The 25663-nt window shown below is 52.9% G+C and carries 25 protein-coding genes and 1 tRNA gene; 19 read left to right on the top strand and 7 right to left on the bottom strand.

What is annotated here, in order from left to right:
- Position 1 precedes the first annotated feature (1 nt).
- The 4 genes from B2T33_RS15545 to B2T33_RS15530 form a co-directional block, all read right to left on the bottom strand.
- Complete coding sequence (locus tag B2T33_RS15545) at positions 2–694, bottom strand: ABC transporter permease (protein ID WP_008891030.1); 693 nt, start codon at positions 692–694, stop codon at positions 2–4.
- A gap of 114 nt (positions 695–808) precedes the next feature.
- Complete coding sequence (locus tag B2T33_RS15540) at positions 809–1606, bottom strand: transporter substrate-binding domain-containing protein (protein ID WP_197147488.1); 798 nt, start codon at positions 1604–1606, stop codon at positions 809–811.
- 88 nt (positions 1607–1694) lie between these two features.
- The gene (locus B2T33_RS15535; RefSeq protein WP_349678267.1) at positions 1695–2456 is read right to left on the bottom strand and encodes an ABC transporter ATP-binding protein; all 762 of its coding nucleotides are present in this window, start codon (positions 2454–2456) and stop codon (positions 1695–1697) included.
- Positions 2457–2819: 363 nt separating this feature from the next.
- On the bottom strand, positions 2820–4766 hold the full coding sequence (locus B2T33_RS15530; protein ID WP_197147486.1) for a methyl-accepting chemotaxis protein: 1947 nt from the start codon (positions 4764–4766) through the stop codon (positions 2820–2822).
- A gap of 291 nt (positions 4767–5057) precedes the next feature.
- Between B2T33_RS15530 and B2T33_RS15525 the strand changes: the two genes are divergently transcribed.
- Both B2T33_RS15525 and B2T33_RS15520 read left to right on the top strand, forming a co-directional pair.
- Positions 5058–6032, top strand: a complete 975-nt coding sequence (locus B2T33_RS15525) for a TAXI family TRAP transporter solute-binding subunit (protein WP_197147485.1) — start codon at positions 5058–5060, stop codon at positions 6030–6032.
- Between the two features lie 113 nt (positions 6033–6145).
- Positions 6146–8386: a TRAP transporter permease gene (locus B2T33_RS15520; RefSeq protein WP_197147484.1), complete on the top strand. Its 2241-nt coding sequence runs from the start codon at positions 6146–6148 to the stop codon at positions 8384–8386.
- Between the two features lie 88 nt (positions 8387–8474).
- On the opposite strand, the gene B2T33_RS15515 is transcribed toward B2T33_RS15520, so the two are convergent.
- Positions 8475–8813, bottom strand: a complete 339-nt coding sequence (locus B2T33_RS15515) for a zinc ribbon domain-containing protein YjdM (protein ID WP_197147483.1) — start codon at positions 8811–8813, stop codon at positions 8475–8477.
- 109 nt (positions 8814–8922) lie between these two features.
- Positions 8923–9012 (bottom strand) — tRNA-Ser (locus tag B2T33_RS15510).
- Positions 9013–9173: 161 nt separating this feature from the next.
- On the opposite strand from B2T33_RS15510, the gene B2T33_RS15505 reads away from it, so the two are divergent.
- From B2T33_RS15505 to B2T33_RS15465, 9 genes are all read left to right on the top strand, one after another.
- Positions 9174–9998: a YdcF family protein gene (locus tag B2T33_RS15505; RefSeq protein WP_197147482.1), complete on the top strand. Its 825-nt coding sequence runs from the start codon at positions 9174–9176 to the stop codon at positions 9996–9998.
- 23 nt (positions 9999–10021) lie between these two features.
- Positions 10022–11026 carry a lytic murein transglycosylase gene (locus tag B2T33_RS15500; protein WP_063089573.1) on the top strand — a complete coding sequence of 335 codons (1005 nt, stop codon included), beginning with the start codon at positions 10022–10024 and terminating at the stop codon, positions 11024–11026.
- Positions 11027–11098: 72 nt separating this feature from the next.
- Positions 11099–12145, top strand: a complete 1047-nt coding sequence (locus B2T33_RS15495; RefSeq protein ID WP_063089571.1) for a septal ring lytic transglycosylase RlpA family protein — start codon at positions 11099–11101, stop codon at positions 12143–12145.
- A gap of 234 nt (positions 12146–12379) precedes the next feature.
- Positions 12380–13468, top strand: a complete 1089-nt coding sequence (locus B2T33_RS15490) for a D-alanyl-D-alanine carboxypeptidase family protein (protein WP_232308443.1) — start codon at positions 12380–12382, stop codon at positions 13466–13468.
- On the top strand, positions 13465–14121 hold the full coding sequence (tmk, locus tag B2T33_RS15485; RefSeq protein ID WP_063089568.1) for a dTMP kinase: 657 nt from the start codon (positions 13465–13467) through the stop codon (positions 14119–14121). The genes B2T33_RS15490 and tmk overlap by 4 nt, the downstream gene beginning before the upstream one ends.
- A gap of 2 nt (positions 14122–14123) precedes the next feature.
- A complete protein-coding gene (locus tag B2T33_RS15480; RefSeq protein WP_197147481.1) occupies positions 14124–15230 on the top strand; it encodes a DNA polymerase III subunit delta' in 1107 nt (368 codons plus the stop codon).
- An 86-nt stretch (positions 15231–15316) separates the two neighbouring features.
- Positions 15317–16882: a methionine--tRNA ligase gene (gene metG, locus B2T33_RS15475; RefSeq protein WP_063089565.1), complete on the top strand. Its 1566-nt coding sequence runs from the start codon at positions 15317–15319 to the stop codon at positions 16880–16882.
- Positions 16879–17691: a TatD family hydrolase gene (locus B2T33_RS15470; protein ID WP_063089563.1), complete on the top strand. Its 813-nt coding sequence runs from the start codon at positions 16879–16881 to the stop codon at positions 17689–17691. The genes metG and B2T33_RS15470 overlap by 4 nt, the downstream gene beginning before the upstream one ends.
- Positions 17692–17693: 2 nt before the next feature.
- Positions 17694–18467 (top strand): MBL fold metallo-hydrolase, encoded by a 774-nt coding sequence (locus B2T33_RS15465; protein WP_197147480.1) that lies wholly within the window; start codon positions 17694–17696, stop codon positions 18465–18467.
- A gap of 82 nt (positions 18468–18549) precedes the next feature.
- On the opposite strand, the gene B2T33_RS15460 is transcribed toward B2T33_RS15465, so the two are convergent.
- Positions 18550–19143, bottom strand: a complete 594-nt coding sequence (locus B2T33_RS15460) for a 4'-phosphopantetheinyl transferase family protein (protein WP_286792513.1) — start codon at positions 19141–19143, stop codon at positions 18550–18552.
- Positions 19144–19236: 93 nt separating this feature from the next.
- On the opposite strand from B2T33_RS15460, the gene B2T33_RS15455 reads away from it, so the two are divergent.
- The 8 genes from B2T33_RS15455 (at position 19237) to B2T33_RS15420 (ending at position 25655) form a co-directional block, all read left to right on the top strand.
- A complete protein-coding gene (locus B2T33_RS15455) occupies positions 19237–19638 on the top strand; it encodes a hypothetical protein (protein ID WP_286792512.1) in 402 nt (133 codons plus the stop codon).
- A gap of 11 nt (positions 19639–19649) precedes the next feature.
- Positions 19650–20393 (top strand): beta-ketoacyl synthase chain length factor, encoded by a 744-nt coding sequence (locus tag B2T33_RS15450; protein ID WP_063089556.1) that lies wholly within the window; start codon positions 19650–19652, stop codon positions 20391–20393.
- The gene (locus tag B2T33_RS15445) at positions 20386–21228 is read left to right on the top strand and encodes a lysophospholipid acyltransferase family protein (protein ID WP_197147479.1); all 843 of its coding nucleotides are present in this window, start codon (positions 20386–20388) and stop codon (positions 21226–21228) included. Before B2T33_RS15450 ends, B2T33_RS15445 begins: the two co-directional genes overlap by 8 nt.
- On the top strand, positions 21203–21466 hold the full coding sequence (locus B2T33_RS15440) for a phosphopantetheine-binding protein (protein WP_197147478.1): 264 nt from the start codon (positions 21203–21205) through the stop codon (positions 21464–21466). The genes B2T33_RS15445 and B2T33_RS15440 overlap by 26 nt, the downstream gene beginning before the upstream one ends.
- A 2-nt stretch (positions 21467–21468) precedes the next feature.
- Positions 21469–21717 carry an acyl carrier protein gene (locus tag B2T33_RS15435; protein WP_064781383.1) on the top strand — a complete coding sequence of 83 codons (249 nt, stop codon included), beginning with the start codon at positions 21469–21471 and terminating at the stop codon, positions 21715–21717.
- Positions 21698–22291: a hypothetical protein gene (locus B2T33_RS15430; protein ID WP_286792511.1), complete on the top strand. Its 594-nt coding sequence runs from the start codon at positions 21698–21700 to the stop codon at positions 22289–22291. The genes B2T33_RS15435 and B2T33_RS15430 overlap by 20 nt, the downstream gene beginning before the upstream one ends.
- A gap of 302 nt (positions 22292–22593) precedes the next feature.
- Positions 22594–23973, top strand: a complete 1380-nt coding sequence (locus tag B2T33_RS15425) for an AMP-binding protein (RefSeq protein WP_197147476.1) — start codon at positions 22594–22596, stop codon at positions 23971–23973.
- Positions 23970–25655, top strand: a complete 1686-nt coding sequence (locus tag B2T33_RS15420) for a glycosyltransferase family 2 protein (protein ID WP_197147475.1) — start codon at positions 23970–23972, stop codon at positions 25653–25655. Before B2T33_RS15425 ends, B2T33_RS15420 begins: the two co-directional genes overlap by 4 nt.
- The last annotated feature ends 8 nt before the right edge of the window (positions 25656–25663 follow it).

The raw sequence follows: 25663 nt of genomic DNA, 5'->3' as shown, positions 1-25663 counted from the left end.
GCTACGCCCTCGCCACACCGCGGGCAGCCCGCTTTTCAAGATAGTTGAAGACCAGCAGCGAAACCGTTGTAAATGAAAGGAACATAAGCATCGCCACCAGATAGAAGGTAAACGGTGCCTTCTCTGTTCCGGCGCCAATGGCGGCCTTTCGCATGATTTCCTCGACACCAACAACCGAAATAAGCGCGGTGTCCTTGATCAGAACCTGAAACAGGTTGTTAAGCCCGGGCAGGGCGAAACGCCAAAGTTGCGGTAGCTTGATGCGCATGAAAATCTGCATCGGTGTCATGCCGCACGCTGTCGCGGCCTCGATCTGACCAATGGGGATCGATTGCATGGCGGCACGGAAAACTTCGGATGCGAACGCACCCTGAACCAGGGCCAAAGCAGCAACACCTGACCAGAATGCGGGAATATCCACGCGGGTTTCCTCGCCGGAAATCGCTTCGGCAAGGCTTTGGACAGCAATGGTGCCGCCGAAATAAATCAACAAAATAACAAGCAGCTCGGGAATGCCGCGAATAAGAACGGTATAGCTTTCCCCGATCACACGTAGTGTGCGATAGCGCGACAGCTTTGCTGAGGCACCTAATAAACCAATAACAATCATGAATGGCAAAACGGTCAGGCAAAGCTGAACTGTGACCAGTCCCCCTTCAAGCATCTGCCAGCCGCGGCCGTATAAATCAAGCATGGTATCTCCAGCTTTCCTTGATGCCGAACGTGCTTTTCACCCCTGATTAAAAGCAACACCCAACAATAAGGGAGGGGCGGCGAACAATTCGCCGCCCCGGATAGATTAGGCAGATCAATTCGGATGCAGATCGATCGCCGGGAAGTATTTCTTGTTCAGTTCTTCGTAAGAACCGTTTTCAAGCATTTCAGCCAGGGCTTTGTTGAAGATTTCCTTCAGGTCCTGGTCTTCCTTGCGAATACCGATACCGGCACCTTCGCCAAACCATTCGCTCGGTGCGAACTGGTTGGAAACGAAGCCGTAACCGTTGCCTTCTTCGGAGTTTACCCATGCTTCGAGGGTGCCGGAGTCAGCAAGGGTCGCATCTACGCGGCCAGCGGTCAGGTCAAGCAGGGCTTCGTCCTGGGTACCGTACATGCGGATTTCGATACCCGGGAAGTTGTCTTCAAGGAAGTTTGCGTGCGTGGTCGAACGCTGAACACCGATCACCATGCCATCAAGCGCGTCTTCCATGACTTCGCCGTCTTTGTAAGCGGTGATGCTCATGCCGTCCTTACCAACGAACACTGCCGGCGTGTTGCTGTAGTAGTCGGAGAAATCGATGGAGCGCTTGCGCTCTTCGGTGATCGACATCTGAGCGATGATCGCGTCATATTTCTTGGCCAAAAGACCCGGGATCATGCCGTCCCAGTCCTGAGCAACGATTTCGCATTCGATCTTTGCGGTTTCGCAAAGCTTGTTGGCGAAATCAACGTCGAAACCGATGAGGTTGCCATTGTCGTCCATCATGTTGAACGGAGGGTAGGCACCCTCGGTCGCGATAACGACTTTTTCCCAGGCAGCACTTGCTGCCGAAGCACTCAGTGCAATGCCAATTGCTGCGGCAGATGCAACCTTGATCCAGTTTTTCATTCATAGTCTCCCTTGTTGATTGGAATGGCGCGCAACGACGTGCTCCCATTCTTGCGGCCAGAGCCAACCAGGCCCTGGTCTGCCCAAATCAGAAATCGCGCTGAAGAAACTGCTTCATGCGTTCCGATTTTGGATTCTCGAATACATCGGTCGGATAGCCGAATTCCTCAACCCGTCCCTGATGCAAATACATCACATGACTTGATACACCGCGCGCAAAGCCCATCTCGTGGGTCACGACAAGCATCGTGCGGCCTTCCTCCGCAAGATCGGTCATAACCCTGAGAACTTCACCGACCAGTTCCGGATCAAGTGCCGATGTCGGCTCGTCAAACAGCAAGACGTCAGGTGAAATCGCAAGCGCGCGCGCAATGGCCGCACGCTGTTGCTGACCGCCAGAGACATGACCGGGATAATAATCCCGACGTTCATACATCCCGACCTTTTGCAGCAACGCGTCTGCATTTTCGATTGCTTCTTTTCTCGGAACACCAAGCACGTGGATCGGTGCTTCGATGACATTCTCAAGAATGGTCAGGTGGCTCCAAAGATTGAAGCTTTGAAACACCATCGCAAGCTTGGTGCGAATACGCTGAAGCTGCTTCTTATCGGCGGCTTCCTGTGAGCCATCCTTGAGCCTCTTCATGCGGATCAGTTCACCTTTGACGTGAACAGCGCCAGCATTGGGCGTTTCAAGCAGGTTGATACATCTCAGAAACGTACTTTTGCCCGAACCGGACGAGCCAATAATCGAAATCACGTCCCCGGTGTTGGCCGTAAGATCAATTCCTTTAAGAACTTCATGGTCCCCAAAGCTTTTGAACATCCCTTCGACCTGTAGGGCGGGTATGTCTTTGCTCATAACGAGTTTAAATTATCCCTGTTGAGAGTCTTCATTCTTCGTTCGTCTTAGCATCCGAAATCGGATGCTCCCCCACAAGACACGCCAAAGCGCCTCTCATTCCGTCAATAATTGCCTGTCCAACGAGAGCATTTCCACTGATATTTTGCAGTTTTATGAAGAAAACTGCGGTTTCAGACGGTTACACATCACCATTAACGACCGCATTGCACAAATCGTGCAGCAGTAAGGGATTTTACGCAATAAAAAACTACATGGATTTTAGGGAGAAGATGCGCCCACGACGGAATCCGGCCGGTGGTTGGTAAAAACGACGGTTTCAAACCATGCAAACCAGTGACCGTTTGTTATCTAGTCGTTGTCGCGCACAGATTTCAGGAAGCCGATAACTTCTTCCCTGAGACGTTGGGCAAGTTTTCGCAATTCCTGGGAAGACGAAAGGAGCGAGTTGGCTTCCTCACTTACCATGTTGGCGGTATCAGAGACGGCCGACACATTTTGCGAGACTTCCTGTGTGCCGGATGCTGCACGTTGAACGCTGTCTGCAATCTCTTGTGTCGCAGCCCCTTGTTGCTCAACCGCGGCTGCAATGGCATTGCAGAATTCGTTGATTCGCTCGATCGTTCCGGAAATAGACCTGATTTCGGAAACTGAACGGTTCGACGACCCTTGAATACCATCTACCTGAACCTGAATATCGCCAGTAGCCTTGTCCGTTTGATTGGCAAGCGATTTCACCTCACCGGCAACAACGGCAAAGCCCTTACCAGCATCACCTGCACGAGCTGCTTCGATGGTTGCGTTTAGCGCCAGTAGGTTTGTTTGACCGGCAATATCTTGAATGAGACCAACGACTTTGCCGATCCGCTCAGCGGCCTCGGCAAGCTCTGTGACCGTTGCAGAAGTAATGTTGACGCCTGAAACTGCCTCGGTCGCAACTTCGATTGATTGCGTAACCTGTGCACCAATTTCGCGAATGGCAGCAGAAAGCTCTTCGGTTGCGGACGCCACGGCCTGCACGTTTTCTGTTGTTATGTTCGCTGCACTCGAAACTGCGGCGGCACGGGCCGTCGATTCTTCTGCATTGGCAGATAACTGAGTTGCGACCGACTGCGTTTTTTCGGCCGCGTCAGCCACTGTTTCCACTATGGAAAGAACACTCTTCTCGAAATTATCTGCCATTTGTTCCATGGCGCGCCTGCGCGCCTCAGCCGCATGCCTAGTCGCGGCCTCGTTCTCGCTCGCCAGACGGTCCACTTCTGCAGCGTTGTTTTTAAACACCAGAACAGCCGCGGCCATTGCGCCAATTTCGTCCTTGAGTTCCGTTCCCGGGACATCGACATCCCTCTGACCATTGGCGAGGCGAGTCATGGCCGACGTCATACTCATAACCGGCCGCGAAACCCAAATACGTACCAGCAGCCCCATCAGGCCCATTATGGCCAGAATGGCAATGATCGCAGTAATAATTGCAGTGTAGCGAAACTCGGTAAGGGACGCATATGCGGCATCGCGATCAAGTGCAAAGCCGAGATACCAGTTTACAGAAGGCAAGCCATTGACGCGGAAAAAGGTGAACAACTGATCGCCTGTGCCATCAATGATGTTCTCCATGCCTTCCTTTACCGTTGGTGTGTCGTCAGGAAACACTTCAGGCAGGGGTTTAAGGGTGAATTCTGCACTTGGGTGGATCAGAACCGTTCCCTGATCATTAACCAGAAAGCCATATCCGATCCCGCCCAGATCGATGCTGCGAACCAGATCACCAAGGATACCAATATCGATATCGCCGCCAACAACCCCAAGAAGGTTTGATCCATCAAAAACAGGTGTGGTTGCCGTAACAATGAGCTGACCGGTGGATGCATCGGTGTAGGGTTCGGTAAGCGTACTGTCACCGACAGAAACTGCATCTGCATACCATGGGCGTTGGCGCGGGTCGTAGTCGGGCGGCAGATCATCGGGTGGATACATTGTCATTACACCGTCAGCACTGCCGAAATATGAAAAGATAAATGACTCGGCAAATGCCTCACCGCTTGCAACTTCAGAGACATTGGTGGGGGAACTGTCACGGGCAATATTGTTGGCGAGGCTCTCAACCAACAGGCGCCGGCCATCAAGCCAGCTTGAAATGCCGGCAGTGGCCAACGAACCACTCTCGGTCAATTTAGCCACAAGCGCATTCTGGATGTATGTTCGTTGCTGATAGTCAAAATAAAAGATGAATGCCGTGAACGTCGTAACAACGATCATTGCCGCAGCAAGCAATATCCGGCTACCAATATTGAGCGACATGCGGCAATCCTCCGGAAGAAGTACATTACATTAAACAAATGTGGTTGCCTGACGCGATTACAAGCACTTGGCGCCGCGAAGAGTAAGGCTGTCGAAAAACTGATCCATCAGAACGTCTTCTCATTGCGGGATGCAACTAAAGTAGCACCCGACAAGAGATCGACATCACTATGAAATCTCTTTGTTTTCGGTATTGATTAAGAACCACATTGCTATCAACTTTGAGTTTCCCCATATGAGGAAATGACTTGTGGCGAACTCTCACAAAATACCGATAAACGGAGGAAATTAATGAAACGCGCATTATTTGCAGGGATGGCGGTCGCGTTCGCGTTCGGGAGCACTGCTGCCGTAGCTCAGGATCGTTCTGACTGGCCGGAAAGCTTTACCGTTGGTACAGCTTCACAGGGCGGGACCTATTTCGCGTATGGTTCTGGCTGGGCGAACCTTGTGGCGGAAGAACTCGGCATCTCGGGTGGCGGTGAAGTCACCGGCGGCCCGATGCAGAACATGGCCCTTGTCCATACCGGTGAAGCCGCCTTTGGTATGACAACGATGGGGCCGGCTGCGGAATCACTCGCAGGTACGAACCCGATTGCACCGGGTCTTCAGATGACCAACGCCTGTGCAATGTTCCCGATGTATCAGACACCGTTCTCGATCACGGCGCTTTCTTCCTCGGGAATTACCTCGGTTGCGGAAATTCCGGCGGGTGCCAAAATCGGCTTTGGTCCGGCAGGTTCAACATCAGATACATATTTCCCACGTATGCTTGAGGAACTCGGTGTTGACTTCGAACGTCGTAATGGTGGCTGGGCCGACCTTGGTGGTCAGTTGCAGGATGGTCTGCTTGACGTGATTGCCTTTGCTGCAGGTGTTCCGGTTCCGGCTGTCAGTCAGCTTGAAGTCCAGACTGACGTGAACATCATCGAATTCACCGAAGCTGAACAGAAGCAGATCATGGATGCCTTCCCGGTATCCGAGTTCGACATTGCTGCAGACACTTACACCACGCTGACCGAACCGGCTCGTTCGGTTTCGATGTGGAACTTCGCGATCGCCAACTGCGAGCTTCCGGAGAGCTTTGTTTATGCCGCGACCGACGTTGTGATGTCTGACAACGAGCGGATGGTATCGATCCACCGTGCGGCCCGTTCGACTGTTCCGGCAAACTGGGACAAGAACAAGGTCATGAAGTGGCACCCGGGTGCTGCCAAGTGGTTCAATGAGAATGGTGCATCCATTCCGGCAGACATGATCCACTAATTTCTGTCTGTTAAACATCTTGAAGGCGGACTGTCCGGGCGGACGGTCCGCCATCTTTCAATTATCAGCTTGCCTGTGGCCAAAAACAAACTTGCGTGAGAGCGGGGGAACAGATGACAAACAAAAGCCAGGTGGAAGACGAACACCTTATTGCCGATGGTGTTGACGAAGAGCCGGTCGAACATAACCGACGTCTTTTCGAAGGCACTGGCCTGACCTTTATCACGATTTCCGCTGCAATCTATGCAGCCTTCCACATGCTTGCACTGAATGGGGTTTCGCTCTCGGGTATGACGGGCGGGATTGTTAATCTGCCATTTCTTCCTGACTTTCCGCTTGAGACATGGAACTTCCGTATCGTTCACGTTGCGGGCGCACTTGCGCTTGGTTTTTTGTGGTACTCGGCCAACAGTTTCAATGACAGCCCGGGCACAGGTACACCGCTTTTGGGGTATCTGTCATATGTTCTTCTCGTGCCGGCATTCATGGCCACCGGTATGGCGTTTAGCTTCGCGCTCGACATCCAGAACGGCGTGATGTGGAACGGCATTGACGCGACAATCAAGTTTAATGAAACCTGGCTTTTCGGAACACCGCTTCTGGTGGCGACGGTCGGCGGTATTGTTTTGTCCTGGTTCCACAAAACATCGCGCGAAAAATATTCTGCCCCTGACTTTGTGCTATGCGTCTGTGCCTTCGCAGTCGCTGTTTATCTGATCACGATTTATGGCACATTGATGCGCAACTCAACGGGTACACCCTTTGCGCCAATCGGGATTTCGATCGCTGCTGTTGCCGGCACATTGCTGATTATGGAGCTGACCCGAAGGGTCGCCGGTCTGGCATTGGTGGTCATTGCAACCATCTTCCTGATCTACGTTTTCGTTGGTGAATTCCTGCCAGGGTTTCTGCAGTCGCCATCTATTACTTGGCAGCGTTTCTTTAGCCAGGTTTACACCGATGCAGGGATCCTCGGCCCGACGACGGCCGTTTCGTCGACCTACATCATTCTCTTCATCATTTTTGCAGCCTTCCTGCAGGCGTCCAAGGTTGGCGACTATTTCGTGAACTTTGCCTTCTCGGTCGCAGGTCGTGCCCGTGGCGGCCCGGCAAAGGTTGCGATCTTTGCATCCGGTTTGATGGGCATGATTAATGGTACGTCTGCCGGGAACGTGGTGGCCACCGGCTCGCTCACCATTCCGCTGATGAAAAAGGTCGGCTATCACAAGAAGACCGCCGGTGCGATCGAGGCCGCGGCCTCAACCGGTGGTCAGATCATGCCGCCAATTATGGGGGCAGGTGCCTTTATCATGGCCGAGATCACCGGCATTCCATATACCGAGATCGCTATTGCAGCCGTCATTCCGGCCATTCTTTACTTCGTATCGATCTATTTCATGGTCGATTTTGAGGCCGCGAAACTTGGCATGCGCGGCATGCGCGAAGATGAATTGCCGCGCTTTGATGTAATGATCAAAAAGGTATTCCTGTTCCTTCCGATCATCATTCTTATCATCGCACTGTTCCTCGGCTATTCCGTAATCAGGGCAGGGACCCTTGCCACTGTTGCGGCTGTCGTTGTCAGTTGGTTAACGCCAAATCGCGTGGGGGCACGGTCGGTTGCCAAGGCTTTTGAGCTGGCCGGCGGCATGTCGATCCAGATCATCGCAGTTTGTGCCTGTGCGGGTATTATTGTCGGTGTGATTGCGCTAACCGGGGTTGGTGCACGCTTCTCCAACCTTCTGCTTGGTTTGGCCGAAGCCTCCCAGCTTCTGGCACTGGTCTTCGCCATGCTGATTGCTATTTTGCTCGGCATGGGAATGCCAACGACGGCGGCCTATGCGGTTGCGGCATCTGTGGTGGCGCCAGGCCTGATTGAGCTTGGAATTGAACCACTTACGGCACACTTCTTCGTGTTCTACTTTGCTGTGGTTTCGGCGATCACACCGCCGGTGGCATTGGCATCCTATGCCGCGGCCGGGATATCCGGGGCCAACCCGATGGAAACATCGGTTGCGTCATTCAAGATCGGTATTGCCGCCTTCATCGTACCGTTCATGTTCTTCTACAACTCTGCCATCCTCATGGACGGAAGTTATCTTCAGATAGGTCAGGCGCTGATTACGGCCGTTGTGGGGGTATTCCTTCTGTCTTCTGGCGTTCAGGGCTGGTTCCTTGGCCGTTCAGCGGTTTGGTTCCTGCGCATTCTGCTTGTTATCGCAGCGTTGTTCATGATCTCCGGCGGTCTGATTACGGATCTGATCGGGGTGGGGATGGCAATCGGCACGCTCTTCATACAGCGTATTTTGAAGCCGAAACCAGGAACGACATTCCGGACAGGCGGGGCTGACTAAGCCCTACGACGCAAATACCCATAAAAAGAAAAAGCGCACCACATTCGGTGCGCTTTTTTTGCTTTTGGTCGAACTTGTATTCAGTTGCCTATTCAACAACCTTCTTTACGAACTCCGATTTCAGCCCCATCTGACCGATCCCCGGGATTTTGCAATCGATATCGTGATCACCGTCAACAAGGCGAATGCCCTTAACCTTGGTCCCGACTTTGACGACAGCTGACGAACCTTTGACCTTGAGGTCCTTGATTACTGAAACCGTATCGCCATCGGCAAGTGGCGTGCCATTGGAATCGCGAACAACAATTGAATCAGCTTGTGCATTCGAAAGCGACCATTCGTGGGCGCATTCAGGACAGATCAGCAAGTCGCCGTCTTCGTAGGTGTAAGGGGATTCACATTTGGGGCAGGGTGGCAGTTCGCTCATATCAGTGACCTTTCGACGATTATGACGTTCTGACAGATACGGCTTGGCAGCACGCAGAGAACATCACCGTGCGATTACTGTACTGGCTTCTGCACTGTCTTGGAGTAAATGGCGGAGAGGGTGGGATTCGAACCCACGGTACCCGTAAAGGCACGGCGGTTTTCAAGACCGCTGCATTCAACCGCTCTGCCACCTCTCCGCAAAACTGGTTGGAGCGTTTCGCTCTGGGCGCTTTCAATAAATTGGGGAGAATGACCTGTCAATAGGGCAATCCAATATTGCAGCGAATGCTGGTGATTTATCCTGATTTCAGTATGGTAATAACGTTATACAAACCAATTCTTTTCGGAATTTTCACACGTGTTCTACTTCCTGTCCAAAACGCTGAGTGTTCTTATCAATACAGCTTTCATGCATGGCCTTTTGCTGGCCATTCTGTTTTGCCTGCTGATCATCAAGAGAACGCGCAGATTTGCGATAAGAGGGCTGGTTTTCGTAACTGGATTCTCTTTGCTAATCACGGTTATTCCTGTTGGCACAATCTTGTCACGCGCACTTGAAACCCGCTTTGATAAACCTGTTCTTACAGAGCAGGAGTTTGCCGGATCGATAACTCTGGCAGGCAGTCTTGACCCTTCCAGTTACCTTACACGCGGTGAAATGCATGTCGGTGCTTCGGCAGATCGTCTCTTTACCATGCTGCGCTTCGCCAGCTTGTATCCTGGCAAACCTGTCTTGTTCACTGGTGGGGATGGCAATCTGACAGAGCGTGGATTTAGTGAAGCAGCGGTTCTTAAAAACTGGTTGGACGAATCGGACCTGAAGACGTCAAACATGTATTTTGAAAAAAAATCGCGGAACACGCACGAGAACGCGACGAAATCTCTGGAGATGGTGTATCGCGATTGGCCAGAACTTGCCAAAAAGCCTTGGGTACTAATCACTTCGGCGCAACATATGCCAAGGGCGGTAGGTGTATTCCGTCAGGCCTGCTGGAATGTGATCCCGTATCCAGTCGACAGATTCACCTCAGATGACATCCATTTAGCAAGTCTTAACGTCTCTGACGGTATCAAATCGTTGGGCCGTGCTTTGCGGGAATGGGTTGGTTTGACCGCCTATTACTGGACCGGCCGCACAGACGCATGGTTCCCTGGGCCGAAAGATCCCGGGGCGGAAAACTGATTACATGATTGGATGAGGCTTAGATGAAATTCTGGAAACTACTGACTGCCGCCTCCGTCGTTGCTTTGATGGCGGCAAATGCACCGGCCTTTGCACAGACCGATGAAAAACTTCCAGAATTCACCACCGAGGGATTTGACGAATGGCTCGTTGAATTCAAAAAGGAAGCCGCAAGCAAAGGCATTTCCGATGCCACACTTGACGTTGCCTTTGCCAATACCAAACCGATCCCCAAAGTGATCGAATATGATCGCAGTCAGCCGGAATTCAAGCTGACCTTTGACCAATATCTTGATCGGGTTGTGCCGCAATCCCGCATCAATGAAGGTCGTAAGAAATACGCCGAAAATCGCGAAATCATTGACGCCGCGGCCAAAAAATACGGCGTGCCGGGCCATTATCTGACAGCGTTCTGGGGCATTGAAACCGGATTTGGGCGTTTCACCGGCGGCTATTCCGTTGTTGATTCACTTGCGACCTTGGCATTTGAGGGGCGTCGTGCTGAATATTTCCGCAAGGAATTGATGAACGCGCTGACCATCATCGATGCGGGCCATATCGCGCCTGAAAACATGTCCGGTTCTTGGGCCGGCGCCATGGGGCAGGCGCAGTTTATGCCATCTACCTTCCTAAATTATGCACGCGACGGAAACGGAGATGGCAAGATTGATCTTTGGGGGGCCAAGGAAGACGTCTTTGCCTCTGCGGCAAACTATCTTTCCTCGGTCGGATGGCACGCCGACGAACGCTGGGGCCGCAAAATTTCGCTGCCGGAAAACTTCAATACCGAGCTTGAAGGTCGCGATATCCGCAAACCAATTTCTGAATGGCAGGAACTTGGCGTTCGCATGCCAAACGGTGCCGATTTGCCTGCGGCTGACATGGAAGCATCAATTGTCATCGTAAATGACGGTGAAGGTCCCGCATATATGGTTTATAACAATTTCCATACCATCATGCATTGGAACCGTTCGACTTACTTTGCGATTGCGGTTGGCACATTGGCCGATGCGATTGCCGGTCGTTAAAAACAACGTCCGGAAAACGGACATCATGTCTGAACGAGCATGGACAGAGCATCTACAAGCGGGGACACCTTGATGCCCAAACCACGAAAAAGTGCCTTCGCACATCTGCGAGCCAAATGCCACATCACCCTTGCGGTTGCTGCATTTGGCGTATTGCTGGCGGGCTGTGCTGAAACGCAACTGGCCGTCCATGGCGTCAAACGGCTTGGCGGTCAGTCACAACAACCTGCCCAAATCGGAAACTACAAGATCGGCAATCCATATGAGATTGCCGGCCAGTGGTATTATCCGGCCGTAGATTACGAATACACCGAAACCGGTATTGCATCCTGGTATGGCCCCAAATTCCATGGCAAGAAGACCGCCAACGGCGAGATTTTTGATCAATATGAGGTTTCGGCCGCCCATCGAACCTTGCCACTACCCAGCATCGTTCGGGTGACAAACCTTGAAAATGGCAAGTCGATCAAGGTTCGGGTCAATGACCGTGGACCATTCGCCCATGGGCGGATCATCGATATGTCGCGACGCGCAGCCCAACTTCTGGGGTTCGAGCGAAAAGGTACGGCGAAGGTTCTCGTCGAAGTGGTTGAAGCCGAAAGCCGTCAGGTCGCAGCAATAGCGCAAGGTAAAGCCGCCCCGCAAGTTACCTCGGCCGAACAAAGCACCGTTACGGCAGCACCGCGCGATGTTGTTGAAACTGTCCGCCTTGATGACGGCCCCATTACCGATGCAGGCGAACCCACCACTTCGAGTATCAAACTGACACCGCCGTCTTCCAGTGCCAGTGTGCAATCCGCACCATTTGATGGCGTGGTTGAAGAGGCCGCCGTGGTTGAAGTTGCGCCTGTCGCATCTTCTTCGATCTATGTCCAGGCAGGTGCCTTTTCCATTTATGACAATGCCTTAAACCTGCGCAATCGCCTGTATGATCTTGCGCCTAGCAAGATTGAGTCAATAGACGTCAAGGGCACGACCTTTTACCGCGTGCGGCTTGGTCCGTTAGAAACTGTCCCGGAAGCGGACATTCTGCTTGAACGGGTGATTGCAACCGGCCAAAACGGGGCAAAAGTTGTCGTTGAGTGTGCTGATGGCGGCTCGGCGACATCTGTCTGTTGATTGAAAAAAAGCCGGTTATGCGACCGCATTAGAATGCCGGATTTGTTGGTGTTGCACAATTCTGCCGAATTTGCGACATAAGCAAATCAGCGGATACACCGTTTCCCGGTGCATAGAGAAATTATTTTACAGGGTTAGAATGCCATGACTTTGATGCCGCCAGTTCCGTTCAAAAGCACTCTGAACCGGGTAGTGGCCGGAGCCTTAATTTTTGGCTCAGTCATGGCAATGTCGATGAGCTTTGCAAGCGCGCAGGCAATAGAGACCAGCGCACGTGAAGCTTTCATTATGGACTTCGATACTGGCGCAGTGCTGCTTGATAAAGAAGGGGACACCCTGACCGAGCCGGCTTCGATGACCAAAATGATGACCGTTCATATGCTGTTCAAGTATATCAAGGACGGTCGCGTTTCGATGGACGACACCTTCCACGTCAGCGAGAAAGCCTGGCGTAAGGGCGGATCGAAAATGTTTGTCGAGGTAAACTCCAACGTTTCGGTCTCTGACCTACTGCACGGTATTATCGTTCAGTCGGGAAATGACGCGGCAATCGTCGTCGCAGAGGGAATTGGTGGATCCGAAGAAGCCTTTGCCGAGGCAATGACCGAAGAAGCCCGCGCAATCGGCATGACCAAGTCCGTCTTTAAGAACGCCACCGGCTGGCCGGCGGACGGCCACCTTGTGACAGTTCATGATCTTGCCATCCTTGCGCGCGACACCATTCGCAGTTTCCCGGACCTTTACGAGCTCTATTCCGTCAAGGAATTCACCTATAACGGTATCCGTCAGCCCAACCGCAACCCGCTGCTGGGCACGAGTGCCGGTGTTGACGGCCTCAAAACCGGTCACACAGAAGCGGCCGGATACGGTCTTACGGCCTCGGCCGAGCGTGACGGGCGTCGGTTGATCCTTGTGGTCAACGGTCTGGATTCTGTACGTGAACGTCGCACGGAGTCCCAAAAGCTTCTGGATTGGGGCTTCCGCGAGTTTGACAACTACGATCTGTTCGCAGAGGGCGAAACCGTCAGTTCCGCTAATGTTTGGTTGGGTTCGGAAACCAAGGTTGATCTTGTCGCTGACAAGGAAATCCTTTTGACACTGCCGCGTAGTGCCAGCCGCGATATGAAGGTCACCGTCGTCTATGATGGTCCGGTGCCGGCCCCGATCAGTCAGGGCGATCAGATCGCAACACTTAAGGTCGAAGTCCCCGATCAGGACACCATCGAGTTCCCGCTTTATGCCGCCCATGATGTCGGACGCCTTGGATTTGTTGGCCGTATTGGCGCAGCCTTCAAATATCTTCTCTGGGGGGCAAACGGGTGAAGTCGAAGCCCGGTTTGTTCATCAGTTTCGAAGGCGGTGAAGGCAGCGGAAAGTCCACCCAGATCCACCATTTGGCAACCTGGTTCCGCGAGCAGGGCCGGGATGTTGTCGTCACGCGCGAACCCGGTGGCTCGCCGGGTGCCGAGGAAATCCGCAACCTTATTCTGACAGGCGATCCCGGTCGCTGGGACGCCGTAACCGAAGCGCTTCTGATGTTTGCGTCGCGTCGCGATCATGTTGAACGCACCATTCGTCCGGCCCTTGCCGAAGGCAAAGTCGTTCTTTGTGACAGGTTCGCAGACTCATCAGTTGTCTATCAAGGCTACGGCCATGGCCTTGGTGCAGACTATATCCGCAATCTTTGGAAACTGGCGATCGGCGATTTCAAACCTGATCTGACCGTAATTTTTGATCTGCCGCTTGAAGTTGGTCTTGACCGAGCTGGGGCACGTTTTGCCAATGTCAGTGCCGCTGAGGACCGCTATGAACGCATGGGACTTGCATTTCACGAGCGCATACGTGACGGTTACCGCGAAATTGCAGAAACTGAAAAAGACCGTTGTGTCGTCATTGACGCCAGTGGAGACATCGAAAGCGTAGGTGAACGTGTCATCGCCGCTGTTCAGGGGCGCATTGCCGGGCAGGGGACCTGATCATGGCCAAGGACGACCTTCCCGAAGAAGAAAACCCCTTTGAGCCGCGACGCAATGATGCCCTTCTTGGCCACGAAGAGGCCGAGAAAGTCATTCTTGATGCCTGGAACAGCAAACGCATGCATCACGCTTGGCTGCTCTGTGGCCCCAAGGGCGTCGGCAAGGCAACGCTTGCCTATCGTATGGCACGTTTCATCCTATCCGGCGGCGGAAACAATGCCGGTGCCGGGCTCTTTGGCGACCAGAATGACGGTCTTTATGTCGATCCGGAAGACCCGGTAGCACGACGGATTGCCGGTGGCGGTCATGGTGATCTTAAGGTTATCGAGCGTCAGTACGACGACAAGAAGAAACGCCTGCAGGGCGAAATCACCGTAGCCAGCGTGCGGACGGTTGGAAATTTCATGTCGAAGACATCGGCAGAGGGCGGATGGCGGATCGTTATTGTTGATGCCGCCGATGAACTGAACCGCAATGCTGCCAACGCGATCCTCAAGGTTCTCGAAGAACCGCCAGCCAACGCCATGATGATCCTTGTTGCCCATCATCCGGGACGGTTGCTACCGACAATTCGGTCGCGCTGTCGGCGCCTTAATCTTGGCCCACTGCAAGATCATCAGGTTGTCGATCTTCTTGGGCGCTATTGCCCGGATATGGATCTTGGCGCACGTGACGCACTTTCGGGTCTCGCAGAAGGCAGCATCGGTCGTGCACTTCAACTCCATGAAGTGGGCGGGCTTGAGCTTTATACTGAACTTGTCGATATCATCGCCGCACTCCCCAATGCCGATGTAGCAGCCCAACACAAGTTTGCAGAGCGATTTTCACCTGCAGACAAAGACGCGGCCTTTGCAACAATCACCGAATTGATGCATTGGTGGCTTGCGCGAATGATCCGGTTTGCCGCCACAGGGCAGGCGCCCCGCGAAGTCGTTGACGGTGAATTGCCCGCCATGCAGCGCATGGCAGCCGCGCAACCGCTTGATCAATGGCTGGAGGTATGGGAAAAGATCAACGAATTGATGGGCGCGACCCGCGGTTTGCATCTTGATCGCAAGCAGGCCTTGCTGAATGCATTCTTCATGCTTGAAGAAACCATGCGAACCTGACATCACTGCCCACATGCCGAAATTTTGACCATCACGGCCCATTTCGGGCCGTTTTGTTTCACGACTTGCGCGAAGGATTTGCCACCATGACCGGGCACAAACAGCCCTATTACATCACGACACCGATCTATTACGTCAACGACAAGCCCCATATTGGCCATGCCTATACCACGCTTGCCTGTGACGTTCTGGCCCGCTTCAAGCGCCTGGACGGTTATGACGTGATGTTCCTGACCGGAACCGATGAACACGGTCAAAAGGTCGACAAATCGGCCGCAGCGAAGGGCATTGCCCCGCAGGCGTTTACAGACCAGGTTTCGCAAAACTTCCGCGATCTTGCCGTTCACATGAACTATTCCAACGATGACTTCATCCGCACCACGGAAGAACGTCACAAAAAGGCCTGTCAGGCGCTTTGGAATACGTTGCTTGAAAAGGGCGAGATTTATCTGGGCTCCTATGATGGCTGGTATTCGGTCCGTGACGAGGCGTTCTACGGCGAGAAGGAACTGATCGAAAAAGACGGCGAAAAACTCGCACCAACCGGCGCACCGGTGGAGTGGGTGTCTGAACCGAGTTATTTCTTCAAGCTGTCTGCTTGGGGTGATCGCCTGCTGGAGTTCTACGAACAGAACCCGGACTTCATCGCACCGCAATCACGCCGCAACGAAGTGATAAGCTTTGTGAAGGGTGGCATGCATGATCTCTCCGTATCACGCACCAGCTTCAAGTGGGGCGTTCCGGTGCCAGGTGACGAAGACCACGTCATGTATGTCTGGCTCGATGCCCTGACCAACTATCTGACCGCGATCGGTTACCCGGATGCAGATCCGGCCAAACTTGAAAAATACTGGCCCGCTGACCTGCATATGGTCGGCAAGGATATCCTGCGTTTCCATGCTGTTTACTGGCCTGCCTTCCTTCTGGCGGCCGGTATCACACCGCCGAAGCGAGTCTTTGCGCACGGATGGTGGACCAACGAAGGCCAGAAGATCTCCAAATCGATCGGTAATGTGATTGACCCGTATGACCTGACCGATAAATATGGTCTGGATCAGACGCGTTATTTCCTGATGCGTGAAGTGCCGTTTGGCAATGATGGTGACTTTTCCCATCGTTCCATGGTCAACCGCATGAATAGCGAACTGGCCAACGATCTTGGCAATATGTGCCAGCGTGTTCTGTCGATGATCCACAAGAACTGTAATGCTGCGATCCCGACACCGGGCGAGTTCACCGACGCAGACAAGGAAATCCTCGCCAAGGCACACGGCATGCTTGATACCGTGCGTCCGCTCTTTGACGAACAGGCGTTCAACAAGGGGCTGGAAGCGATCTGGAGCCTTGTGGGTGATGCCAACCGCTATGTCGATGAAATGGCGCCTTGGGGCCTGAAAAAGACCGATCCGGCGCGCATGGAGACGGTTTTGTATGTCCTGGCCGAGGTCATTCGCCACGTCGGCATCCTTGTACAGCCAATCATGCCGGACTCCGCGGCCAAAATCCTTGATCAGCTGGTGCTGGCCGATGATCAGCGCGGGTTTGATGCGCTTGGACCGAACAACGCCCTGAAACCGGGGTCGGAAATTCCGAAACCGGCTGGCGTTTTCCCGCGCTATGTCGAGACCGAGGATGAAGGAGAGAAGGCATGAATGTCGCCCTTGTCGACAGCCACTGCCATCTGGACTACCCGCAGTTTTCCGATGATCTGAGCGGAACCCTTGCGCGGGCCAAAAATGCCGGCGTTGGCATGATGGTCAGCATCGGCGTGAAACTTACGACCTTTGACAAGGTCCGCGCGGTTGCCGAACAATCTGATCATATCTATTGCACGATTGGAGTTCATCCACACGAAGCGGGCGAGGAGGGGCTTTCAAGCCCGGATGCCCTGATCGAAAAGGCATCCGACCCGAAAGTCATCGGCATCGGCGAAAGCGGTCTTGATTATTTCTATGACAATGCCCCGCGCGATGCGCAGCAGCAAAGCTTTCGTGCCCATATCGCGGCTTGCCGCGAAACGGGTTTGCCCTTGATCGTCCATACCCGTGATGCCGATGACGACACCATGGATATTCTGGAAGAAGAATATGAAAAGGGGCCGTTTACCGGCGTTATTCACTGCTTTTCGAGCTCCGCTGCTCTGGCGCAGCGCGCTCTGAAGATCGGGTTTTATATTTCTTGTTCAGGCATCATTACCTTTAATTCGGCCAAGGAAATTCGTGCCGCTGTTGAAGACGTACCGCTGGATCGGCTGCTGGTGGAAACCGACGCGCCGTATCTCGCACCAGTGCCCAAGCGCGGCAAACCGAACGAACCGAGCTACGTTGCCCATACGGCGGCGAAGCTAGCCGAAATCAAGGGTGTTGACATCGAAGAAATCACGCGAATAACGACGGATAACTTCTTCACACTGTTCACAAAAGCTGATCGGAAAAACCTGCTTGCGCTGGGAGCCGAATAACAGTGACGAAGGTAACCATCCTGGGCTGCGGCTCCTCAAATGGTGTGCCATCGGTTGGCCTTGGATGGGGAAAGTGCGACCCGAACAATCCGAAAAACCAACGTTTACGCAGCTCGATCCTGATCGAGGAAGCCGGGAAAAAGATCCTTGTCGACGTGACACCGGATTTTCGCCAGCAGGCGCTGACGCACGGGATCGACCACGTCGATGCCATCCTGTTTACCCATTCACATGCCGATCATGTGCATGGCATTGATGATGTTCGCTGGTTGAATGTCGCCATGGAGCGTCCGATTGATATCTATGCAAATGCACAGACAATCTCGGACATTGATCATCGCTTCAATTATGTCTTCACGCCACTGCCAGAAGGCGTTGAGTTCTATTTCAAGCCGGTATTGATCCCGCATGTCATCACGGGGCCAATCACGCCAGCAGGGGTTCCAATCACGGTGTTCAGCCAAGACCACGGCTATGGCGAGACCCTGGGTTTCAAGATAGGGAAGTTTGCCTATTCAACGGATGTGGTTGAGTTCCCTGAAGAATCCAAAGATCATCTCTATGATCTGGATGTCTGGGTCGTGGATTGCTTGCGGCATCGTCCGCACAACACGCACGCACATCTCGAAAAACTTCTGGGCTGGGTCGAAGAGTTCAAGCCCAAGCAAGTCTACATGACGCACATGAGCATCCAGTTTGACTACGCACAGGCGATGGCAGACACGCCAGATCACGTCGAACCAGCTTATGATGGCTTGGTTATTGAGGTGAACTAAGCACCTAAGACTTCAGAGGTGAGGTCGAAATGCCCTAACGCGACACAGCACCGAATAGTTCTATAATATATATTATGACAAATTATCGATTTGAACTATCGCTGGGTTCTGACGCCCACACCAACATTCCGCTATACTGCGCCGGCACCGCCAAGGCACAAACGCACATCTCAGGCTGCTCGTTTCGAGCGGTAATGCCGGTCGCTTTAAACCGTGCCTCATAGAGACACCACTCATTATAAAATGCTCCTGCCGACAGTCCCACATCGGCCCAGCCAAGCGACCGGATCATACCCTCAATATTTCTGTCAGGTTCGTGAAACTCAACATCGATGCCAACCGCGATTTGTTCATCGCATCCGAGTGCGACGCAGACCAAATCTCGGCTATGGCTGATACTTGCCATCAGGGCTTTATCTGAAAGCCTGACTACCGGCCTGCCCGACGGCTCCTTGGACACCTCAAATGCCTGCGAAGGTCCTAAATGCTTCAGCGCGAGGTTACGCAGCATTGATTGCGCGGCACTTGACGATCGCAGGCGCTGTGCGCGACGGCTTGCGTTCGCCCCATGCTCCAATCGCAAAATGGACCATAAAACACTTCCATTTCCCGCAACATTAACGGGAACTGATGGGAAATTTTCGTCTGAAGGCCAAGTTTTGGTTGAATGGTTCATCATGGTTTCATTACACAATTAAGTATTGTTGTAACATGCAACAATCATCCGCATCGGATGCACAACATAATATCGAAAATTGGTAGGTTGGATATGCGCCGTTTAAAGTTTGCCGTCGTCGGTTTGTTGACACTTCTTGTCGCGGCCTGCCGTACGGCACCTATCGAAAATGTCACTCACCATGCATTCCCGGCCGGCACTGAAAAGCTCAGCCTTGCGCAAATTGAAGAAAGCATCATCAAAGCCGCGTCCGACCGTGACTGGATCATTACCCGTCAGGCGGACGGCGTACTGTTCGCCACCTACTCGCCACGCTCGCACATGGCAAAAGTTAGAATCGGCTTTGACAAAACCGAATTCTCCATCGTCTATGCCGATAGTACAAACCTGAACTATGACGGCACCTCGATCCATTACAATTACAATCGTTGGGTCAATAACCTGCGTCAGGATATCTTGCGTGAAGTGTCGGCCAAAGCCGCAGTTGCCAACTGATCGCGCCACTTATGGCAGTGCAAGTCAGCTTTACAAACTGGGCGTTCTGGTGCGGGTCTAACGATCACGCTGATCTGAAATACGGAACGCCCGGGCTGCTTCAATCCAGCAAAACCGGGATCGGCAAGGCTGACTTGGCTGGCGGTTTGAAACCGGCATGGAAACGCCGACTGGATCTGTATGGCCGTGCCGCAGCAGAGGTCTTGGCGACAACCTTGCGCACAGACGACAATCCATACATCGTGTTTGCATCAAGACACGGAAATATTGAACGCACTGTAAAGCTTCTGCACCAGGTCATAACGGACGAAGCACTGTCTCCGGCCGACTTTGGCATGTCGGTTCACAATGCGCTGGTGGGCATCGCATCGATTAATTGGTCAATAACTGAAAGCCATACTGCCGTTGCCGCCGGGCCGGATAGCCTTATCGCCGGTATGACAGAGGCAATTTGTCAGATCAATGACACCAACCTGCCCGTCATACTGTGCTATATCGACCTGCCGCTGCCTGCTGTTTACAGACATCTTGAACAGGGTGACCAAACTGGAACCGCGCTGGCCGTGCGGCTCGAACCTTTATCACATGCCAGCCAATCCAACAGCTACACGGCCGAATTCGGCACGACTTCGGAAACGCCCCGGATATCGGCACCTCTCGAGGCAGAACGCTTTGTCGAGTTTTTGGAAAGCGGTCTAGGAAAACACACACTTTCCGGAACCAACGGCTGTTGGACCGTTACCAAAAATGACTGACAATATAGCTCAGCGGCCAGGACCTCAGCGCAAAGGCACCCAAAAAGGCTTTAACTGGTACTGGCGCCTTGTAGCCACGGGCTTTGCCTTTGCCAGTTTCGGGCTCGGCGGGCTTTTTATGGCGCTTACGATTTTTCCGGCCATGATGCTGGTACTTCAGGACCGCGAAAAGCGAAGGCGCTATGCGCAGCTCGTGATTTGTCGCGGTTTCCGAGTTTTTGCCAGAATGCTTGATGTAATTGGCGTCGCCTCGGTCGAAACCAAGAATATTGCGCAGCTTCGTGCAGCAAACGGGTCGATCATCATCGCGAACCACCCTACTCTGCTTGATGTTGTGATGATCCTGGCACAGCGTGATAAGTGCCAATGTGTCGTAAAGCACCAGCTGTTTCGGAATCCGTTTTTGTTCGGTGTCGTGCGGGCTGCCGGCTTTATTCGCAATGATGACAACCCGGAACACCTGATTAAACAGGCGAAATATCATCTGAGTGATGGTGCGTGCATCCTGATTTTTCCGGAAGGAACCCGCACGCCAAGCAACCAAACATTGGGGAAATTCCAACGTGGCGTTGCCAACATCGCGATAGAAACACAAGCCGACTTGATTCCGGTGGTTGTGCACTGTAATCACGATACTCTGAAAAAAGGGGTACCGTGGTATAGGATCGCACCATCGAAAATACGCTATCGTATCGTGGCGGATAAGCCGCTTGCATTTGGGGATTTGCATGATCCGGAGCTCAGCCGTGCCAAACAGGCCCGGTATGTTACCCGGTTCATCAGGGATTATTTTGTGGACAGACTGAAGAATGACCGCGCTGGAAAACGAACTTAAAGCCTTTATTATCGAGACGCTTAACCTTGAAGACGTCACAGTCGAAGAAATTGACGGCGAAGAACCGCTTTTTGTCGAGGGGCTTGGACTTGATTCCATTGATGCGCTCGAACTCGGGGTCGCCATTCAGAAGAAGTACGACGTACGTATTGATGCCAAGAACGAAGATGTCAAAACCCACTTCGCTTCGGTCCGCAACCTTGCGCGCTTCATCGAACAGTCCGGCAAGGAGGGGTGATCATGCATAGCCGTGAAGACGTTTATCAGCAGCTCCACGATTACCTTGTCGATATGTTCGAAGTCCCGGCCGAGGACATCCAGCCCGATGCCCGCCTGATGGAAGACCTTGATCTCGACAGTATCGATGCGGTTGATCTTATTGTGAAGTTTCAGGAAATTACCGGCAAGAAAATCCCGGCCATGGAATTCCGGTCGGTGCGTACGGTCGATGATGTGGTAGAGAAAATTCATGACCTGGTCAGTTCCTAAACGGATTTTGACCATCGTTATTGCCCTGTTGGGCATCGCCTATCCGGTTATCGTGTATTTCGGTTTGGGCGCGGTTTCCCCACGTATTATCCTGATCGCGGCCATCATCTTTGTCATTGCACGCGCTATTATGTTCTTCATCGCCAATAAATATGGTGCGGGACTGATTGCCGGCATCGTTGCTGTCATCCTCGGCGCAGCAGGCTTTGCCAGCGAGATCTTGGCTTTGCGTTTCTACCCGGTCATTATCAGTGCGACGCTTGCCCTGGTGTTTACGCTGTCGCTGTTCTCTGGGATGACGATTATTGAGCGGTTCGCCCGCCTGCAAACACCGGAACTAGATACATTCGGGGTGATGTACACCCGCGGACTGACCAAAGTATGGATCGCGTTTTTTATTGCGAATGGCCTGGTTGCCTTGTGGACCGCACTTTACGCAACACTTGAAACATGGACCCTATATAACGGGTTGATTTCATATATTTTGATTGCGAGTTTGTTCGTCGGGGAATGGCCTGTTCGCCGCATCATCAAAGCCCGCCACCAACATCATATCAATGATCATCGAGTATGACCGGATTTTTGACAGCCCTTTACCAGACAGAAAGCCGCAATAGGCCCCAATGCATTGTTGGTGAACGGCTAATTACGCGTGCGGAGTTGATGAAGGATGCCATCACACTTGCAGCAAACCTTCCGGGTGAAAAACGCATCGCAGTTCACTGTCAATCTGCACATCTGTTCGCGATTGCCCTGATGGCAATATGGCGGCGTGGCTCGACGGTAATCCTGCCTGCGACCGACAAACCCGCCTATCTCGGCACCATCGATGATCAGTTTGATCTTTTCCTTGATGACGCATCAATCGAAGATCTGATGAAAGCTGGTCAAGCAACCTGTCCTCAGCAACCAGACACAATACCGACTCCAACACGTTGTTTTGCCGTGTTTTTTACATCCGGCAGTACAGGCCTTCCGAAGCCCATCACGAAAACACTTGAACAGATTGAGCAAGAAGTCACCATTCAGGACCCGCTGTGGTCACCGATGATTTCACCAAGCGCACGGATTGTCGGGCTTGTTTCGCACCAGCATATTTACGGCCTGATCTTTCGTGTGATCTGGCCGGTTATGTCTGGCCGGATATTCACCGCTGACCCTGCGCCATTCTGGGAAATGATGCAGGGTGACCTCAATCAGGGAGATGTCCTGATCACCAGTCCCGCACATCTCAAAAACCTGCATCCGGGTCTGGCCGATATAGCACGACCATCTCTGATTTTCTCGTCCGGCGGACCACTTGACTACAAACATGCACAAGCGACGCGGGACATGTTCGGGACTTGCCCTATCGAAATATATGGCAGCACGGAAACCGGCGGCATTGCTTATCGACGCCAAACGTCCACTGAAACAGACTGGACGCCCCTGCCCGGCGTAAAACCGCGTCTGAATGATAAGGGATGCCTTGCGGTGCAGGGACCGCATATTGCCCAGTCAGACTGGTATCAAACCGAAGACAAAGCCGATATTGACCAGACTTCCGGGAAGTTTCGCTTGCTGGGGCGTGCCGACCGAATTGTAAAGGTTGAAGGAAAACGTGTTTCACTGAGTTCGGTGGAACAACATTTGATGGTCTCTGATCTGGTATCGGAGGCGGTTGTTTTACTTCCCGACGATAAGGATCGCCGACTTGGTGCGATCATTGTTCTTAGCGATGCGGGGGTTGCCCGGCACAAAGAATTGGGCACTTTTCGGATGGGCCGTTTGTTACGTCGTGAGATCGCCGACTTTGAAGAAGACGCCGCTCTGCCGCAGCGCTGGCGGTTTGTTGACCAGATCCCAACAGACAGCCAGGGCAAGCGCCCGCTTCATCTGTTACGCGCTGTGTTCGCACAAAGGCCAACAGAACCCGATATTCTGGATACTTTTCAAACCGACGATCAGGTCGCGCTCAAACTGAGGCTGCGCGAAGACCTGATTTACTTTGCCGGTCATTTCCCGGACATGCCGATTTTACCAGGCGTCACCCAACTGCATTGGGCGACGTCCTATGCGTCTTCCATGTTCGGAACGCCGGAAACGACCTCTGAGGTTTCCCAGCTTAAGTTCCGAAAACCGATCCTCCCGGGGCATGTTGTGAACTTGGAAATGCGCCTTGATGCAAGTCGCCAGAAAGTAAAATTCCGTTACTTCTCGGACAGTGACGGCGATCTGAGCTCGGGCATATTGAAATATGATGGTGACGCCGCATGAAGCTTTGTGCCGTCGTCCCCACCCATAACCACAGTTCCGCGCTGGAAAGTGTCGTAACGCGCATTCGTGCGCACGACATCCCGGTTTTTATCGTCGATGATGGTTCGGACACCGAAACCCGAAACACCGTAAGCAGGTTACATGCACCTGTTAGCGGTATTTTCTGCCAACGGCTTGATGAAAATGCTGGCAAAGGCGTGGCCGTGATGACGGGCATGGCCGCGGCCAAGCGTCATGGGTTCACCCATGCCTTTCAGATTGATGCCGATGGTCAGCATGAACTTGATCGCATTGATGACATGGTCAAACTTGCGCAACAATCGCCCGGAGCCCTTATTACCGGACTTCCGATATATGATGACAGCATCCCCACCGGGCGCAAGATCGGCCGCTGGGTGACCCATGTCTGGGTGTGGATTGAAACACTGTCGCTTCATATCCGCGACAGCATGTGCGGGTTTCGCATCTATCCCATTGGCCCAAGCCTTGATATCTGGAAACGCCATGGCATCGGCCACAGGATGGACTTCGACACCGAAATCATGGTTCGCCTTTTCTGGCAGGGCGTGCCCGTAATCCATATGCCCATCAAGGTCACCTACCCGGTTGGAAACACGTCGAACTTCCGCATGTGGCGCGATAACGTTCTGATCAGCTGGATGCATACCCGACTGGTGTGTGGCATGCTTGCAAGGCTTCCACGCTTCATTGCCAAGGGCGGAAAGTTTGAGTCACCCACAAACGCAAACACCGAAAATCATTGGTCTGAAATCGATGAACGCGGCATTTATTGGGGCATGCGTTTACTGGGACAGGTTTATCGTTTTGGTGGACGAAAGCTCTGTCTGGCAGTGATGTCGCCGATCATTGCCTATTTCTTCGTGACAGGGCGCACAGCACGGGCGGCATCGCGAGACTTCCTTGAACGCGTAGCAAAGCATAATGGCGATCCCAAGCCGACCTGGCGTGACTGCTTTGGCCATTTCATGAAGTTCGGGGAATCCGCCCTTGATAAAATCGCTGCCTGGTGCGGCGAAATGAACATTGATGATCTTGACCTGCCCGAAGATGCGGACAGTCTTTTTTCTTACATCCCCCGGGATCAGGCGGTAATCCTCTTTGTCTCGCACTTTGGCAATATCGAGCTCGTTCGCGCCATCGCCAGCCGTGATCGTAACTTTCGGGTCAATGTGCTGCTTCATCAGAAAAACGCCGCCCGATTTGGCCGCGTGCTTCAAAAGCTTGCCCCGGCAAGCCAGGTCGACTTGATCGAGGTTAGCGATATCGGCCCGGATACCGCGATGCTTCTTCGTGAAAAGGTGGAACGTGGTGAATGGATCGTGATTGCTGCTGACCGTGTGGCCATCGGCGCCCGGGATAAAACGGTTTCTGTGCCCTTTATCGGCCAGAATGCCCCATTCCCGCAGGGGCCATTTATCCTTGCTCACCTTCTGCGGTGCCCGGTCTACATGGTCGCGGCCTGGCGAGATGGCAAACGTTTCAACATTTCTTGGGAAAAACTGGCTGAGCGCATAGACTTGCCGCGCAAGACACGCACAGCCACAATCACGACATATGCAAAAACATATGCAAGCTGGCTGGAAAAGCTTGTTGTGAAACAACCGCTGCAATGGTTCAATTTTTACGATTTCTGGGCAGACAAGAAGGATAAAAATGAATAACCACCAGG

The sequence above is a fragment of the Thalassospira sp. UBA4513 genome (assembly GCF_002388495.1).
GTDB classification, from domain to species: Bacteria; Pseudomonadota; Alphaproteobacteria; order Rhodospirillales; family Thalassospiraceae; genus Thalassospira; species Thalassospira tepidiphila.
Note: the sequence above shows the minus strand (reverse complement) of the source record. Positions and strands in the feature narration are given on the sequence as shown.